15 protein-coding genes are annotated in these 15,313 nt (G+C 36.9%); 7 read left to right on the forward strand and 8 right to left on the reverse strand.

The window, feature by feature from the left end; all coding sequences use genetic code 11:
• Window positions 1–15 precede the first annotated feature (15 nt).
• Window positions 16–513 carry a Fur family transcriptional regulator gene (locus tag O0931_RS02145; RefSeq protein ID WP_269413903.1) on the reverse strand — a complete coding sequence of 166 codons (498 nt, stop codon included), beginning with the start codon at window positions 511–513 and terminating at the stop codon, window positions 16–18.
• A 174-nt stretch (window positions 514–687) separates the two neighbouring features.
• Window positions 688–2,895, reverse strand: coding sequence for a RelA/SpoT family protein (locus O0931_RS02150; RefSeq protein ID WP_269413904.1), 2,208 nt, complete (start codon window positions 2,893–2,895; stop codon window positions 688–690).
• Window positions 2,896–3,005: 110 nt separating this feature from the next.
• On the opposite strand from O0931_RS02150, the gene O0931_RS02155 reads away from it, so the two are divergent.
• The 4 genes from O0931_RS02155 to O0931_RS02170 all read left to right on the forward strand — a co-directional run bounded on the left by O0931_RS02155 (window position 3,006) and on the right by O0931_RS02170 (window position 6,487).
• A complete protein-coding gene (locus tag O0931_RS02155) occupies window positions 3,006–3,620 on the forward strand; it encodes a DUF4294 domain-containing protein (protein ID WP_269413905.1) in 615 nt (204 codons plus the stop codon).
• Between the two features lie 9 nt (window positions 3,621–3,629).
• The gene (locus tag O0931_RS02160) at window positions 3,630–4,142 is read left to right on the forward strand and encodes a glutathione peroxidase (protein WP_269413906.1); all 513 of its coding nucleotides are present in this window, start codon (window positions 3,630–3,632) and stop codon (window positions 4,140–4,142) included.
• Window positions 4,143–4,146: 4 nt separating this feature from the next.
• Window positions 4,147–4,863 (forward strand): bacillithiol biosynthesis deacetylase BshB1, encoded by a 717-nt coding sequence (gene bshB1 / locus O0931_RS02165; protein ID WP_269413907.1) that lies wholly within the window; start codon window positions 4,147–4,149, stop codon window positions 4,861–4,863.
• A gap of 262 nt (window positions 4,864–5,125) precedes the next feature.
• On the forward strand, window positions 5,126–6,487 hold the full coding sequence (locus tag O0931_RS02170; protein ID WP_269413908.1) for an acyl-CoA dehydrogenase family protein: 1,362 nt from the start codon (window positions 5,126–5,128) through the stop codon (window positions 6,485–6,487).
• A 46-nt stretch (window positions 6,488–6,533) separates the two neighbouring features.
• Here the strand turns inward: O0931_RS02170 and O0931_RS02175 are convergent, their stop codons facing one another.
• From O0931_RS02175 to O0931_RS02195, 5 genes are all read right to left on the reverse strand, one after another.
• Window positions 6,534–6,947: a hypothetical protein gene (locus O0931_RS02175; protein ID WP_269413909.1), complete on the reverse strand. Its 414-nt coding sequence runs from the start codon at window positions 6,945–6,947 to the stop codon at window positions 6,534–6,536.
• 2 nt (window positions 6,948–6,949) lie between these two features.
• Window positions 6,950–8,281: an L-lysine 6-transaminase gene (gene lat, locus O0931_RS02180; protein WP_269413910.1), complete on the reverse strand. Its 1,332-nt coding sequence runs from the start codon at window positions 8,279–8,281 to the stop codon at window positions 6,950–6,952.
• A gap of 199 nt (window positions 8,282–8,480) precedes the next feature.
• Window positions 8,481–8,732 (reverse strand): hypothetical protein, encoded by a 252-nt coding sequence (locus O0931_RS02185; RefSeq protein ID WP_269413911.1) that lies wholly within the window; start codon window positions 8,730–8,732, stop codon window positions 8,481–8,483.
• Window positions 8,733–8,774: 42 nt separating this feature from the next.
• The gene (locus O0931_RS02190; RefSeq protein WP_269413912.1) at window positions 8,775–9,647 is read right to left on the reverse strand and encodes a 1-aminocyclopropane-1-carboxylate deaminase/D-cysteine desulfhydrase; all 873 of its coding nucleotides are present in this window, start codon (window positions 9,645–9,647) and stop codon (window positions 8,775–8,777) included.
• Between the two features lie 453 nt (window positions 9,648–10,100).
• Window positions 10,101–11,129 (reverse strand): DUF6588 family protein, encoded by a 1,029-nt coding sequence (locus O0931_RS02195; RefSeq protein ID WP_269413913.1) that lies wholly within the window; start codon window positions 11,127–11,129, stop codon window positions 10,101–10,103.
• Between the two features lie 103 nt (window positions 11,130–11,232).
• Between O0931_RS02195 and O0931_RS02200 the strand changes: the two genes are divergently transcribed.
• Entirely contained in the window at window positions 11,233–12,261 is a 1,029-nt protein-coding gene (locus tag O0931_RS02200) for an RluA family pseudouridine synthase (RefSeq protein ID WP_269413914.1), read from the forward strand.
• Window positions 12,262–12,264: 3 nt separating this feature from the next.
• A complete protein-coding gene (locus tag O0931_RS02205; protein ID WP_269413915.1) occupies window positions 12,265–13,104 on the forward strand; it encodes an aminotransferase class IV in 840 nt (279 codons plus the stop codon).
• A gap of 68 nt (window positions 13,105–13,172) precedes the next feature.
• Here O0931_RS02205 and fmt read toward each other — a convergent pair whose 3' ends face one another.
• Entirely contained in the window at window positions 13,173–14,081 is a 909-nt protein-coding gene (gene fmt / locus O0931_RS02210; RefSeq protein ID WP_269413916.1) for a methionyl-tRNA formyltransferase, read from the reverse strand.
• 89 nt (window positions 14,082–14,170) lie between these two features.
• Between fmt and O0931_RS02215 the strand changes: the two genes are divergently transcribed.
• The gene (locus O0931_RS02215) at window positions 14,171–15,217 is read left to right on the forward strand and encodes a DNA topoisomerase IB (RefSeq protein WP_269413917.1); all 1,047 of its coding nucleotides are present in this window, start codon (window positions 14,171–14,173) and stop codon (window positions 15,215–15,217) included.
• Window positions 15,218–15,313: the final 96 nt, after the last annotated feature.

The following is a 15,313-nucleotide window of genomic DNA, read 5'->3' on the forward strand; positions in this document are numbered from 1 at the left end:
TTTTTTTGAATTGATTTAATTTGCTTCAATTTTTGCCGCTGTCGCCGCATTTTCACTTACTTTTCTGGCCATACTACAGTCAGAACAGAAACCATACAGATTTAATGAATGGTGTTTTACATCAAATTTTAAAAGATCGCCAACCATCGTCTGGATTTGATGGATACGGGGGTCACAGAATTCCACTACTTTGCCGCACTCGATGCAAATTACGTGATCATGTTGACGATAACCGTAAGATTTTTCGAATTGAGCCATATTTTTACCAAACTGATGTTTCGTAACCAAATCGCAGGAAACCAAAAGCTCTAAAGTATTGTAAACCGTAGCACGACTTACACGATATTTTTGGTTTTTCATATGGATGTAGAGGGTTTCAACATCAAAATGGTCGTTTCGGGAATAAATTTCTTCCAATATTGCGAAACGTTCCGGTGTTTTACGCAGATTTTTGTTCTCTAAATAAGCTTCAAAAATCTTGCGAACCAGCTCATTTGTTTTTTGTTCAGACATAGTTTTTAAACTCCGTTCAAAGGTATATAAATTGTTTGAATGTTTAATTGTTAGATTGTTGAAATGTTGTAATAAGTCAGCGGTTACCAGTTAAGAATTACCAGTCAGTTGCAGAAATAACTATTATCCGCACTAAACCCTTTTCTCAAACCTATTTCTAAACCCATGACCCGTTTATGCATCAAATCTTGTTACCCCGGTTACGCCTTTAACCTGCAACAAGTTTTTAATCAAATTTTCAAGGTGTTCGGTATCATTAACAAAAATCATAATCGAGCCATCAAAAATTCCTTCATTGGTATCAACAGTAATTGAACGCATGTTTACTTTAAAATCGTTCGAGATAACTTTGGTAATGTTGTTAATCAAACCAACATCATCAATTCCAACAATGCGTAAGCCTGTTAAAAAAGTGAGCTCCTGTTGTTTGTTCCATTTTGCCTTAACAATCCGATAACCATAGTTAGACATCAGCTGTGCAGCATTCGGGCAGTTTGTTCTATGAATTTTGATGCCTTCGCTTACGGTAACAAAACCAAAAACATCATCGCCGGGAATTGGGTTACAACAAGCGGCTAAAGTATAATCTATCTTTTGTAAATCTTCACCAATAAGCAAAATATCGTTCTCCGAACCCTTCATTTTGGTTTTAACCATATCAACCGTGAGGTTTTCAGGGCGTTCGGGGCTGCGGTTTTCTACTTCTTTTTCGCTTGATAAATATTCTTTAATGTCTTTAAGTTCAATTTTACCTAAAGCGACGTTTACAAATAATTCCTGTGTAGACGGCAGTTTAAAGAAATAGCTGATTTTTTGAATATTATCGGTATTGTAAGTGATTTTCAGCGACTTTAATTTACGTTCTAAAATCTCTTTACCAGCTTCTGCAATTTTTCTTTTTTCTTCTTTTAATGAAGATTTTATTTTGGATTTAGCTTTTGCAGTAACCACAACGTTCAGCCAATCTTCTTTTGGCGTTTGCTTACTCGACGTAATAATTTCTACCTGATCGCCATTTTGCAGTTTATATGAAATAGGTACAAGTTTGTGGTTCACTTTTGCGCCAATACAGGTTGCGCCAACATCTGTATGAATTTCAAATGCAAAATCTAAAGCCGTTGCACCTAATGGTAATTGAATCAGCGCCCCTTTCGGCGTGAAAATAAAAATCTCATCAGAAAAAAGGTTCATTTTGAAATCATCCAAAAAGTCCAAAGCATTGGCTTCAGGGTTATTCAGCATTTCCCGAACTTTTTGAATCCATTGATCCAAACCATTATCATTGCTCGATTCTTTATATTTCCAATGAGCTGCGAAACCCTTTTCCGCAATTTCATTCATACGTTGCGTACGAATCTGAACTTCAACCCACTGCCCACGTGGCCCCATCACCGTTGTGTGGAGCGATTCATAACCATTTCCTTTAGGTGAAGACACCCAGTCGCGTAAACGATCCGGATTTGGGCGATATAAGTCAGTTACAATGGAATACGCTTTCCAGCAATCGGCTTTTTCATTTTCGTAGGCACTATCCAAAATAATTCTGATGGCAAAAAGATCGTAAACTTCCTCAAAAGGGATATTTTTCTTCTTCATCTTGTTCCAGATGGAGTGAATAGATTTTGGCCTGCCATAAACATCGGCCACCAAACCTTGCTCGTGCACGATTTCATCAATAGGTTCTACAAACTTTTTAATGAACATATTGCGCTCAGCCTTTTTTTCATTTAGTTTTTTTGCAATGAACTTATAGGTTTCGGGTTCCAAATATTTCATTGAAAGATCTTCAAGCTCTGATTTTATAGCGTATAAACCTAAGCGATGGGCGAGGGGCGCATATAAGTAAATGGTTTCTGACGCAATTTTTAACTGTTTATGCCGTGGCATAAAATCCATCGTCCGCATATTGTGCAGTCTATCGGCCAGTTTTATCAAAATTACCCTAACGTCATCGGCAAGGGTAAGTAACATTTTACGAAAATTCTCTGCCTGTAAAGAGCTGTTTGTATCAAAAACACCCGAAATTTTCGTCAGTCCATCGATTATTTTGGCTGTCTTTTTGCCAAATTCACGTTCAATATCTTCCAGTGTGATATCGGTGTCTTCAACTACATCATGCAATAATGCACAAACAATAGAGGTTGTGCCCAGCCCGATTTCTTCAGCTGCAATTTGAGCTACGGCAATCGGATGGTAAATATATGGTTCGCCAGATTTGCGGCGCATATCTTTATGGCTTTCCAGCGCCATATCGAAGGCTTTTCTTATCTCCTTTTTATCTCCTTTTTGTAAAGTTGATTTACTTGCCCGGAGTAATGCCCTATATCGTTTTAATATTTCTTGTTTCTCTGCCTCTAAATCAATCACTAACTCTGTTTTCATTTGTATTTTTTGCGTAAAAAATTGCGTCTTATTATAGAATAAAACTTATATTAGTTTTATAAAACTTCTAATATATGAAATAACACCTAACTTTGTTGAGGTATAAATTTATGAAATTAAAAGGGCTAATCATTCTGTTTATTGTCATGATTTTTAGTGTTTCACTAAAAGCCCAGGAAAATAGTAACCCCATCTTTCCAAAAATGGGAAAAACGGATACCATTCGCGTTACTTCAACAAATGATAATGGTGTAATGATTCCATGGATGCAGCTTAATGAGGTTTCTATTTATGCAGCCAGGATCTGGAAGTCGCCGCAGGAGCAAGCCGCTTTTAACAGGTTACGGTATAATGTTTTGAAAGTGATGCCTTATGCGCTATTTGCCAAAAGGAGATACGAGCAGTTGGAACGGGATTTATTAACTGCTCCGGAAAAGAAAGACCAAAAAAACCTGGTTAAGCAATGTGATAAAGAAATTAAGGATATGTTTAATCGGGAGATTAAAGATTTAACCATAACCCAGGGTCAGATATTAACCAAATTAATTGACAGGGAAGTTGGACGTACTACTTATGATATTGTTAAGCAAACAAAAGGTGGCTTTGCAGCGTTTTCATATCAAATTATTGCCCGTGTGGTTGGTCATAATTTAAAAAGTACTTACGACAAGGACGAAGACCGGGATATCGAATCCATTATCCGCTCTTCGGGATTCTATCAATAACCGTAAAAAATGAAGGAAACCATTCCGAATATCTATTCATTTAAGGTGAAAAAGATTACAGGCGAAGATCAATTGCTGTCTGCCTACAGAAATAAAGTTATCTTAATTGTCAATACAGCATCTGAATGTGGTTTTACACCTCAACTTGGTGAATTACAGCAATTAAAGGATGAAATTAATAATCCTGATTTTGAAATATTAGGTTTTCCTACAAATGATTTTGGCAAGCAAGAACCACTTAATGGGAATGATATCAGTTCATTCTGCGAAATAAATCATGGTGTAAAATTTCCTGTTTTCGATAAAATTATGGTTCGTGGGGCGCATGCTCATCCATTATACCAGTTTCTTAGCGATAAGAAACTTAATACGAAATTAAGTTCCGTTCCGAGGTGGAATTTTCATAAATACCTGATTAACAGAAAAGGTGAAATCGAAGATTATTTTTTTCCTTTCACAAAGCCTTTGAGTTCAAAAATTAAGAAAAAAGTTCAGCGCCTGCTGGAGCACAATACCAAGTAATTTAATGAAATTAGATATTTTAGTTATAGCCGTTCATCCTGACGATGCAGAATTGTGCTGTTCAGGAACGATTTTGAAACATATTGCATTAGGGAAAAAAGTTGGTATAGTAGATTTAACAAGGGGTGAATTAGGTACGAGAGGAACAGCAGAAACCCGCGATGAAGAGGCTGCAGATTCAGCGAAAATTTTAGGTTTGCACGCCCGTGAAAATCTTCGTTTCAGAGATGGTTTTTTTCAAAACGACGAAGCACACAGATTAGAAGTAATTAAGGTTATTCGAAAGTATCAACCCGAAATTATACTAAGTAATGCATTAGAAGACAGGCATCCAGACCACGGCAGGGCAGGCGACCTGGTTTATGATTCGGTTTTCTTATCGGGTTTGCCAAAAATTGAAACCGAACTTCAAGGGCAAAAACAAGAAGCCCACCGCCCCAGATTGTTATTGCAGTACATTCAGGATAGATACCTCAAGCCGGATATAATTATCGACATTACGGAACATATGGACACTAAAATAAAATCGATTCAGGCTTTTAAAACTCAGTTTTACAACCCCGATGTAGAAGGATTAGAAACCTATATATCTTCTCCCGAATTTTTTGAAAGTATGATTGGTCGTTCAAGGGAGTTTGGAAAAAGTATTGGAGCAACTTTTGGCGAGGGCTTTACCTCGAGGAAGTTATTAGGTGTTAATAATTTGTTTGATTTGAGGTAATATGATTTACCACCTTAGACACCTAAGAACATCAAAGTAAAATAATGCTCTAACTTAGGGTTTCTTAGGTGTTTAAGGTAGTGAAAAACGAACTATGTTGCGTAAAGCGTATTCTCCAACTTAGGTGTCTTAGGTGTTGAAATACCAGCCTAACTTTTCTTTCTTCCGTTTTAGCTATAGATGTTCTTAGCTATCTAAGGTGGTAAAAAAAACCAACTACAACAAAACTGCCCTTTATTTGTTACTCCAAAAACGAATCATAATGGCGAATATATTCTCATCATTAAAAAACGCATACAATCTTTTTAAGCACGTAGATTTTGATAAACTCGAAGCCTTATCAAAAAAAGTAGATCTTCCTAAAATGGTTGAAACCATTTCCAGTCTTGATGAAAAACAATTATCGGGCATGATGAAAATGGTTGGTGGTTCCGGGAAGAACAAAGAATTGCCTCCAATCGAAGGCGATTTCTATCATTTAGGTGATGAGGCTTTGAAAGAGGACGACCGTGAATTGCAATTGAAAGTTAGGGCTTTTTTAGAGAAAGAAGTCAAACCAATTGTTAATGAATATTGGAACAGGGCTGAATTTCCGTTCGAAATTATTCCAAAATTAGCAGCATTGAATATTTGCGGATTAACCTATAAAGGCTATGGCTGTCCGGGTAAATCCAATTTAATGGAAGGCATTTTAGCCATGGAAATGGCCAGAATAGACACCTCTATTTCAACTTTTTTTGGAGTTCAAAGTGGTTTGGCAATGGGTTCAATTTACCTCTGCGGTTCAGAAGAACAGAAGCAGCAATGGTTGCCATTAATGCAGCAATTTAAAATTATTGGTGCCTTTGGGTTAACCGAGCCCGAAGTTGGATCTGCTGCGGCTGGTGGATTAACGACCACCTGCAAGAGAAACGGCAATAAATGGACTTTGAATGGCCAAAAGAAATGGATTGGAAATGCCACATTTGCTGATGTTTTAGTGATTTGGGCGAGAGACGAAGATGATAACGAAGTTAAAGGCTTCCTGGTTAAAAAAGATAACCCGGGTTTTGCCGTCGAGAAAATGAAGGATAAAATGGCACTTCGTATCGTTCAGAATGGCCTTATTACTTTAACAAACTGTGAAATTGATGAAACGGACCGATTACAAAATGCAAATTCTTTTAAAGATACAGCGAAGGTTTTAAGGATGACGAGGGCAGGCGTTGCCTGGCAAGCCGTTGGCTGTGCAAGAGGTGCCTATGAAAATGCATTGGAATATACCCGAACCAGAAAGCAATTTGGTAAGCCTATCGCATCGTTTCAGTTAATTCAGAACCATTTGGTGGAAATGCTGTCTAACTTAACGGCTATGCAAACATTGTGTTTCAGGTTGTCGCAACTGCAGGACCAAGGTTTATTAAAAGATGAGCACGCTTCCTTAGCAAAAGTCTTTTGTTCGCTCAGAACCCGGGATGTCGTTAGCAAGGCCAGGGAAGTAATGGGCGGAAACGGAATTTTACTTGAATATAATGTTGCCCGTTTTGTTGCCGATGCAGAAGCAATTTACTCGTATGAGGGAACTAAAGAAATAAATACATTGATTGTTGGGCGTGCAATTACCGGATTTTCAGCTTTTGTTTAATCTGATTATTCATTGGTTCATTGTATATTGGTTATTGAACATTTAATTATTGGTCATTTTTAAAAGGATACTTATTAAAAGCAACCTGACTCATCGCACTTTTTTCAAATAATGCTACGCAAGATTTATTAAATGATGGGTCAAAATTTACATCGCCGGGGTGCAAAGTTTTTGGAACACGACCATTTTCGATAAAATAATAAACTTTAGTGTTGCCATATTTTGAGTGTGGCATTAGATTCCCGTAATCTTCCAGTTCCTTCCAGATGGTATCTTTTATAGTTACCACATAGATTCGCTGAACCGGACCGGTATTATTTGCATTTCTATATTTAACGATTTCCTTAAAACCGGCATTCATATCTCCTACACCAGGCTGGTTAAGGGTGTCCTTAATCATAAAGAAAACCAATATCAAAATGCTTGCAGTTACCAGGTAAACCAAAAGTTTCTTCGTCATACTTACAATAAAGGCAATATTTTTTCCATAACCGTCAAGCCTTCGTCAATATGTTTTTGCTCCATACAAAGTGCCGGGCGGAAACGAATGGTTTGGCTACCACAGCCCAAAAACATAACATTTTGCTCAAGGCCTTTGGTGATAAAGGTATTACGCATTTCTTTGTCAGGGAAATCGAAAGAGCATAATAGGCCTCTTCCTCTTACGTTACTCATTTTGTCAAATTTTTGAGCAAGCCTTTCTAAATTTTTCTGAAGATAACGACCAACCTGAGTGGCATTATCGCAAAGATTATCTTCTTCTAAAATCTGTAAAATTTGAGTTGAGCGTACCATGTCGACCAGATTTCCGCCCCAAGTAGAATTGATTCTGCTTGGCACTTTGAAAACATTGGTTTCAATTTCGTCGACTTTATTTCCAACTAAAATGCCACACACCTGCATTTTTTTTCCAAAAGCAACGATATCCGGTCTTGCTTTTTCGCTGAAATGCTGATGACACCAGAATTTGCCGGTTAGACCTACGCCGGTTTGTACTTCATCATATATTAAAAAGGCATCATTCTCATCGGCAATTTCCCGAAGCTGAATGAGAAAATTTTCTCTTAAGTGATTATCACCGCCTTCGGATTGAATGGGCTCGATAATAATCGCACAAATATCATCTTTAAAATCGGCGAAAGCTTGCTTAACCTGAGCGATTGATACTTCTTCAGATTGAATGGCCCTATCTAAATTTTCATTTTGCAGCGGAAATTTAACTTCCGGAGTGCTTACCCTTGGCCAATCAAATTTAGCGTACCATTTGGTTTTATCGGGCAAAGTATTTGTCAGGCTTAAAGTATAACCCGTTCTGCCGTGAAAAGCCTTTTCGAAATGCAATACCTTAAATCCTTTTTCTTCTTTATATCCTTTAGCAAAGTTCTTCTGAACTTTCCAGTCCATAGCAACTTTAATCGCATTTTCGACTGCTAAAGCACCACCGGCAATAAAAAAAGCATGAGGTAAATAATCGGGAATACCAACCTGGGAAAAGGTTTCGACAAATTGGGCATATTGCTGTGTATATACATCCGAATTAGACGGATTTGCCATCGCTGCTAAAAGTAAGTTTTTCTTGAAATTTTCATCATTAATCATCTTTGGATGATTATAACCCAAAGGAACGGACGCAAAACAAGTAAAAAAATCAAGTAAAGTTCTGTTGTTTTTAGAATCATAAATATAGGCACCATGGCTTTTCTCGATGTCATAAGTAAGATCGAAGCCATCGGCTAAAATATGCTTATTTAAAGATTCACTAACTTGATTAGCTGGTACGGTAAGTTGATACATAGACTTGGATATTGGTACAACCCAAATTTACAAAAATGCGCCTGAATAGCAATTTTAAGCACTTTTTGAACTCCGGTTCAAAAAATAGCTTTAAACTGTTTAAAGTATGATTTTAGATAAAAACAGATTTAAGAATCACAAATGTGGAAAACTTTTTTAATTATGTTTTTCTAGATGACCACGATTAGGAACTCAAATTTCAGTTTTTATCGTACCATTTTGGAATAGGAATATAATTATCCTCCCATATAATTTCATTGGTTTCGCTTTTGTAGCCGGCAGAAATATAGGCTATTTTAGGCGCTTCTTCAGAAATTTCATTTTTGAACTGATAAGCATCTATCGATAAATGATGATATAATTTTTCTTGCTCACTTTTGTTTTTAGCAATTAAAATCAATGCTTTTTCTCCCGAATTTAATGTTATTACCACTGAGCCTTTAACTTTCATACGATCCGTTTGATATGAACACACATAAACCGGCATATTGTTTTAAAATTTATCTTTCATGCCGAAAATTCCGAGCAAACCGCCTGTATGAATTGCCAGGATTTTTTCATGTTTTTGAATACGATTTTGTTTTTGCAAGTCAGTTATCGCATAAAACATTTTTGCCGTGTAAACCGGATCTATAAGTAAACCTGTGTTATGAATAAAGTTTTTAATGAAATCGAGAAGTTCGGGTGTGGTTTTAGCATAGCCGCCAAAATGATAATCGGTATGAAACAGGAGCTGTGCTGAATCGGGCGTATATTTTAGGATTTCCTCTTTAATAAAAAAGCCATTTTTTAAAACCGGAATCACATGGAGCTTAGTTTTTAAATTATTTTTTTTAATTCCTTTTAACAACCCTGCTGCGGTTGTTCCCGTTCCTGCTGCACAGAAAATATGATCATAATGCGCGTCGGTAAGTTCGTCTATAATTTCAGCGCAACCGAGTATTGCTTCAGCGGAAGCACCGCCTTCAGCAATATACATTGCGTCTTTATCATCTTGAAAGTTTTTGTTAAAAAGTGCCGGCTTGTCTTTGTAACTTTCTCTATCTGTGAAAATAAGATTCATTCCGAAAAGTGAACAAATGAATAGCATTTCATTCTTCACCTCTTCTCCGCGAATAAATGCAGTAGATTTTAATCCGGTTCTTGACGCCGCCGCCGCCGTGGCTACTAAATGGTTTGAATATGCGCCGCCAAAGGTGACCAGGTGGGTTTTGTTTTCAGCTTTAGCTTTTATTAAAAGGTACTTCAGCTTACGCCATTTATTTCCTGAAATGTAGGGGTCTATTAAATCATCTCGTTTGGCAAATAAATTGTCGAACGGAAATAATTTTACTTTATCAACAGGACTGTATATTTTTTCAAACACGTGTAAAAATAAAAAACACCTGCAATTTGCAGGTGTTTTTTACTAAAAATTACTTAAAATATATCTTCCTTACCAGATAAGGAAAGAAATTAAGTACGATTTTTACATTTTGAGTAAAATTTTTCATAGATTAATTATTATACTAAAATACATGTTACAAATAGCAAGCCAATATTTGGAATATGTACAGGTTTTCTACAAAGTTAATATAAAATTAATGTTGCAGATCGAAAAGGTTATAAAGTTAATTGACAAGAAATTAAAGTCAGTTATGTGAAAAAAGTTCTTAAAAGGGTGCTAAAGTGATTAATGCATTCAGATTTTAATCAATATTTGTGTTTTAACATTTTATTCAGCAATTCTGAAAAACCAGTTAGGTGTTTTTTTTGTAAAATATTTTAATAAAATTTTATTGGATAATCATTATTTCAGCTAAATAAATGCCTTCTAGCATTACTGACCGATACCAAAGCCTATTCCGGCATTGAAAAGATTGTATTTTGCTGCAGTATAAGAGCCGTAAAGTTTAAAAAATCCAAATTTTAATTGAAAGCCTAAACTGGCACGAACCCCGTCGATATCTTTTTGCTTAACGGCTATTGGATCTGTATACGAAACGGAAGTGCCATTTCCTGTATCAAAAGAATACGTGCCCAAAGCTTTTAAATTAGTGGTTGATGTTTGGTAGCCAATGCTTGCAAATGGCGTAAAAAACAATATTTTTTTCGAAATTATGGCGTCAAAATTTACGCCATTGAACCGGGCGTCAATTCTTTGGTCGGAATTATTGCTGTTGTTAATATTTAATGGTAGTGTATATTTATATTGTGTAAAGCCGCCCGCCAGTGCAATATCAAGAGGAACCAATTTATCTGATTTGCCCATGAAAAGTGGTAACAGTTCAATTTTAGCGCCTGCGCCTATCATGGATAAGCTTCCTAAATCATTGCCAAGTTTTATTTTTGGCATCGCCCGTACAGATAAGTCGATATTTTTAGGTAAACCGATTGTAGCCTGGATTTGGGCAGATGGAACGATGTGAAAACCCACACCTTGTGGTAAATTAAAAAATGTGGTCGTTGGTAAGCCATTACTGCTGTACAGTTGCATACGGCCGCCCGGCTCATCGTTTCCAAAAGCTGTAGGGCCAATAGATGAAGCACCGGCAGCTGGTCTGATATTGCTTAAGCCTAAAGTTTTAACATCATAAGTGCGGGCAGATTGAGGCACCAATGCACCGGAGGCCGAAACCCTGACTTCGAATTTTAGAAATCCTTTCGATTTAGCGGTATTGGTCCAGCCGTCAGATAGGCCTACACCTAAACCCTTGTATAAGGGATCGAAGTATGCATTTACCAATTTTGTTGCATCAGCCGGGCCAGATTTAAATAAGTCTCCAACATTTTCCTGTGCACCTGCAATTTGAATTGTACAGATAAGTAATAAACTCAGGCATAAGCTGTTTAAGTAAATCTTCTTCATAATTAAAGGGTTAAGGGTGCGGCTATTAGCATCAAATGTAATCACTTTTATTTAATCCGTAATCATTCCGGAATACTTACACTTAAAAGTTTATTTTTGCAGCATGGAAAATGTGGTCGAATTGCAGGAATCAGAAGAGCAGGAATTGTATGAACATTTAAAAATAGTTGTTGATAAAGGGCAGTCTTTGCTTCGAATTGATAAATTTTTAATGGTTCGTGTAGAAAATGCTTCGCGTAACCGGATTCAGAATGCAATTGATGCAGGCAATGTTCTGGTTAATCAGAAGCAAATTAAACCAAGTTATAAAGTTAAACCTTTTGATGAGATATCTATTGTTTTACCTCATCCGCCACGCGATACCGAAGTTTACCCGGAAGATTTACCGCTGGATATTATTTATGAAGACAGCGATTTGCTTGTTGTAAATAAAGCCGCCGGGATGGTCGTTCACCCGGGATTTAATAATTACACAGGTACTTTGGTCAATGCACTTGCTTTTCATTTTGAACAATTACCACAACTACCCGGAAATGATGGACGACCAGGACTGGTGCATCGAATTGATAAAGACACATCGGGTTTATTACTCATCAGTAAGAACGAAAAATCGATAACGCACCTGGCACGACAATTTTTCGATCACAGCATCACCAGGAAATACATTGCTTTGGTTTGGGGCGACATCGAAAACGACGGAACGGTAACAGGCTATATTGGCAGGAGTGCAAAAGACCGTCGCGTTATGGACATTTACAACGATGAAGAAAAGGGCAAATGGTCGGTAACACATTATAAGGTTTTAAAGCGCTTGGGCTATGTTACTTTAATCAGTTGTGAGCTGGAAACCGGAAGAACTCACCAAATCAGGGCACATATGCAACATATTGGTCACCCATTATTTAATGATGCGATGTATGGCGGCGATAAGATTTTGAAAGGAACAACGTTTAATAAGTACAAGCAATTTGTAGATAATTGTTTTGAATTATTGCCGCGACAAGCTTTACATGCGCAGAGTTTAGGTTTTATTCATCCAACGACAAAAGAATACATGTACTTTGAATCGCCTTTACCTTCCGATTTTAAGGCCGGATTAAATAAATGGGAAAATTATATCGCCGCATCTTAAAATATGTCTCCACAATACCTTTTATTTAATGATGAATTTCATTTGGCAGATGCGCCCGTTTTAAACGCTTCTAACCGAAGCTTCAAATTTGGCGATGGCCTTTTTGAAAGTATGAGGATGATTAATCATAAGCTCCAGTTTGCAGATTTACATGCGGATAGATTAGCCGCCGGAATGAAGGCTTTAAAAATGGAAGGCCATGCTTTAATGGATGACTATTTTATTCGCCAGAAAACTGCTGATCTGGCTAAAAAGAACAGATGGAATGGAAATGTTCGTTTTCGTCTTTCAGTTTACCGTCAGGGAGCAGGTGTGTATACGCCCGAAAATAATAAGGCAGGCTATATTTTAGAAGGTGTTCCGTTAAAGAGTAATGAATACGAATTAAACAATAAAGGTTTAATTATTGATGTTTTTGATGAAATAACCAAGCCGGTAAATAAACTCTCAAATTTTAAAACATCCAATGCGCTGTTGTATGTTATGGCCGGTATTTTTAAAAGCCAGAATCGTTTAGATGAGGCAGTGATATTAAATCAATACGGTTTTCTTTGCGAAAGCATCAGCGCCAATATTTTTGTGGTTTATGATAATAAAATTTACACCCCGGCATTAACGGAAGGTTGTATTGGCGGCGTTATGAGAACCGCAATAATGCAACTGGCGAAAATGAATGATATGGAGCTAATCGAAGCACAGATTAACCCCGAAATTTTAAAAGAAGCAGAAGAGGTTTTCATTACAAATGCCACCCAGGGGATACAATGGGTTATGGGCTATGGCAGAAAGCGTTATTTTAATGAAGTTTCTAAGTTTTTAATCGAAAAGCTTAACAGTTTTTAGTTGGCAATTTATAGTTTGAAATAGGCTGTTTACAATTATCAGTTTGGAATACGCTAACAAAAAACGAACTAAAGCCTCATTCCTCTTAAAAAATCTTCAACCAGCATTCGTTTCTTGCCTTCATATTGAATATCCAAAAGCTTTATAAAGCCATCTTTGGTAGCAAATTTTAGAAAGGTTTTTCCATCAGTTAAAAATCCGCCGGCTGCGATACCCGGTTCTTTATCTTCGATTTCTGCTTTAAAAATTTTAAGGGTTTTATCATTTAATAAAGTGAAAGCAGTAGGGTAAGGGCTTAACCCTCTGATAAGGTTGTGAACCTGTTGAGCAGGATTATTCCAGTCTATTTTACAATCATCCTTAAATATTTTGGGCGCATGTCTTAGAACTTCACTTTGTGGCTGCGGTTGTTCGGTAAAATTCCCTTCAGCAATTGCGGTAACCGTTTTAACCAGTAAGTTCGCCCCGATAATCATTAATTTATCATGTAATTCCCCTGCTGTTTCATCATTGGTAATAGGTGTACTATCACTAAGGATGATGTTACCGGTATCAATTTCGTGTGTTAAAAAGAAGGTTGTTACACCGCTTTCTTTTTCGCCGTTTATAATGGCATGATTAATAGGCGCTGCGCCCCGGTACTGAGGTAATAAAGAACCATGTAAATTAATTGTTCCTTTTGGAGGCATGTTCCAAACCACTTCGGGCAGCATTCTGAAAGCAACTACTACCTGTAAATCGGCCTGGTAAGATTTTAATTCTTCCAGAAAGCCTGGATTTTTGAGTTTTTCGGGTTGTAAAACAGGAATTCCTTTTTCTAGAGCATATTTTTTTACAGCACTTTCGTTAAGTTTTTGACCACGTCCGGCAGGCTTATCCGGTGCAGTGATTACGGCAACAATGTCAAAATCCGCTTTAACTAAGGCATCTAAAGAAGCAACGGCAAAATCGGGCGTGCCCATAAAAACTATTTTCATAAGAAAGTGTTGTGTTTCTAAAATAATGTGATTCTTCACATTAAGTTTTTTACAAAATAACTAAAAATAAATCATCCTGACAGGTTAAAATGATACAAGGCAAAGAGGTAGTTAAAGCGAGCGGACTGGTTTATGTAACCGATTCCATGCCTGGGATTTATCGGAAAGGCAAGCCGGGTAAATTCCATTATGAAGATAAAGACGGACATAAGATTACGGATGAAAAGCATTTGGCCAGGATAAAATCATTGGTTATTCCGCCTGCATGGCAGAATGTATGGATTGCCAATAAACCGAATGCGTATCTGCAGGTTACCGGAATTGATGCAGCCGGAAGAAAACAATATAAATACCATACCAAGTGGACCAGCAGGCGTTCGGATGATAAATATTTCAGGCTTCATGAGTTTGGGAAAGCTTTGCCCGATGCGAGAAAAAAATTAGCAAAAGATTTACATCGTAAAGAATTGGATGAACGGAAAGTTTTGGCCATTTCCGTTGATGTGCTGCAAAAAACTTTAATCCGTGTTGGAAATGAAAGTTATAAACAACTTTATGGTTCGTTTGGTTTAACCACTTTAAGGGATAAACATGTTAAAATAAACGGTAATAAAATTAATATTGATTTTATAGGCAAAAAAGGCGTAAAGCAAAATGTAGAATTGAATGACAAGTCGTTGGCCAGGCTGGTAAAAAAATGCCGTGATATTCCGGGTCAGGAGTTATTTCAATTTTATTCCAATGGAAAGGAACATAGAGGGATCGATTCTGGTAAAATAAATAATTACATCAAAGAAATAACCGGAAGTGATTTTACGGCAAAAGATTTCCGCACCTGGGGTGGAACACTGGAAGCTTTAAGGCAGTTTTCAAAATGCAGTGCCGACAAAAATTTTCAGTTGAATAGTAAAAAAACCGTTGTAAGCGTTTTAGATTGTGTAGCAAAAAAACTTGGTAATACCAGAGCCGTTTGCAAAAGTTCTTATGTTTATCCGTTATTGATTACCGCGTACGAAAATAACGAACTGGAAAAATACATGAAGAAAATGAATAACAATAAAACTGTTGGTAAACTTGGGTTAGAACATGACGAAAAAGTATTGCTGTCTTTCCTCAAATCGACGGGAAGTAAGTAAAAGCTTACACCACAAACATTCATTTTTCACATTAAGGGTAGCCTATGCTGATCCTATAAACCCTTAAAATGCAGTTTAAAAATTTTTTCACCCTGC

The organism is Pedobacter rhodius, assembly GCF_027213645.1.
GTDB lineage: Bacteria > Bacteroidota > Bacteroidia > Sphingobacteriales > Sphingobacteriaceae > Pedobacter > Pedobacter rhodius.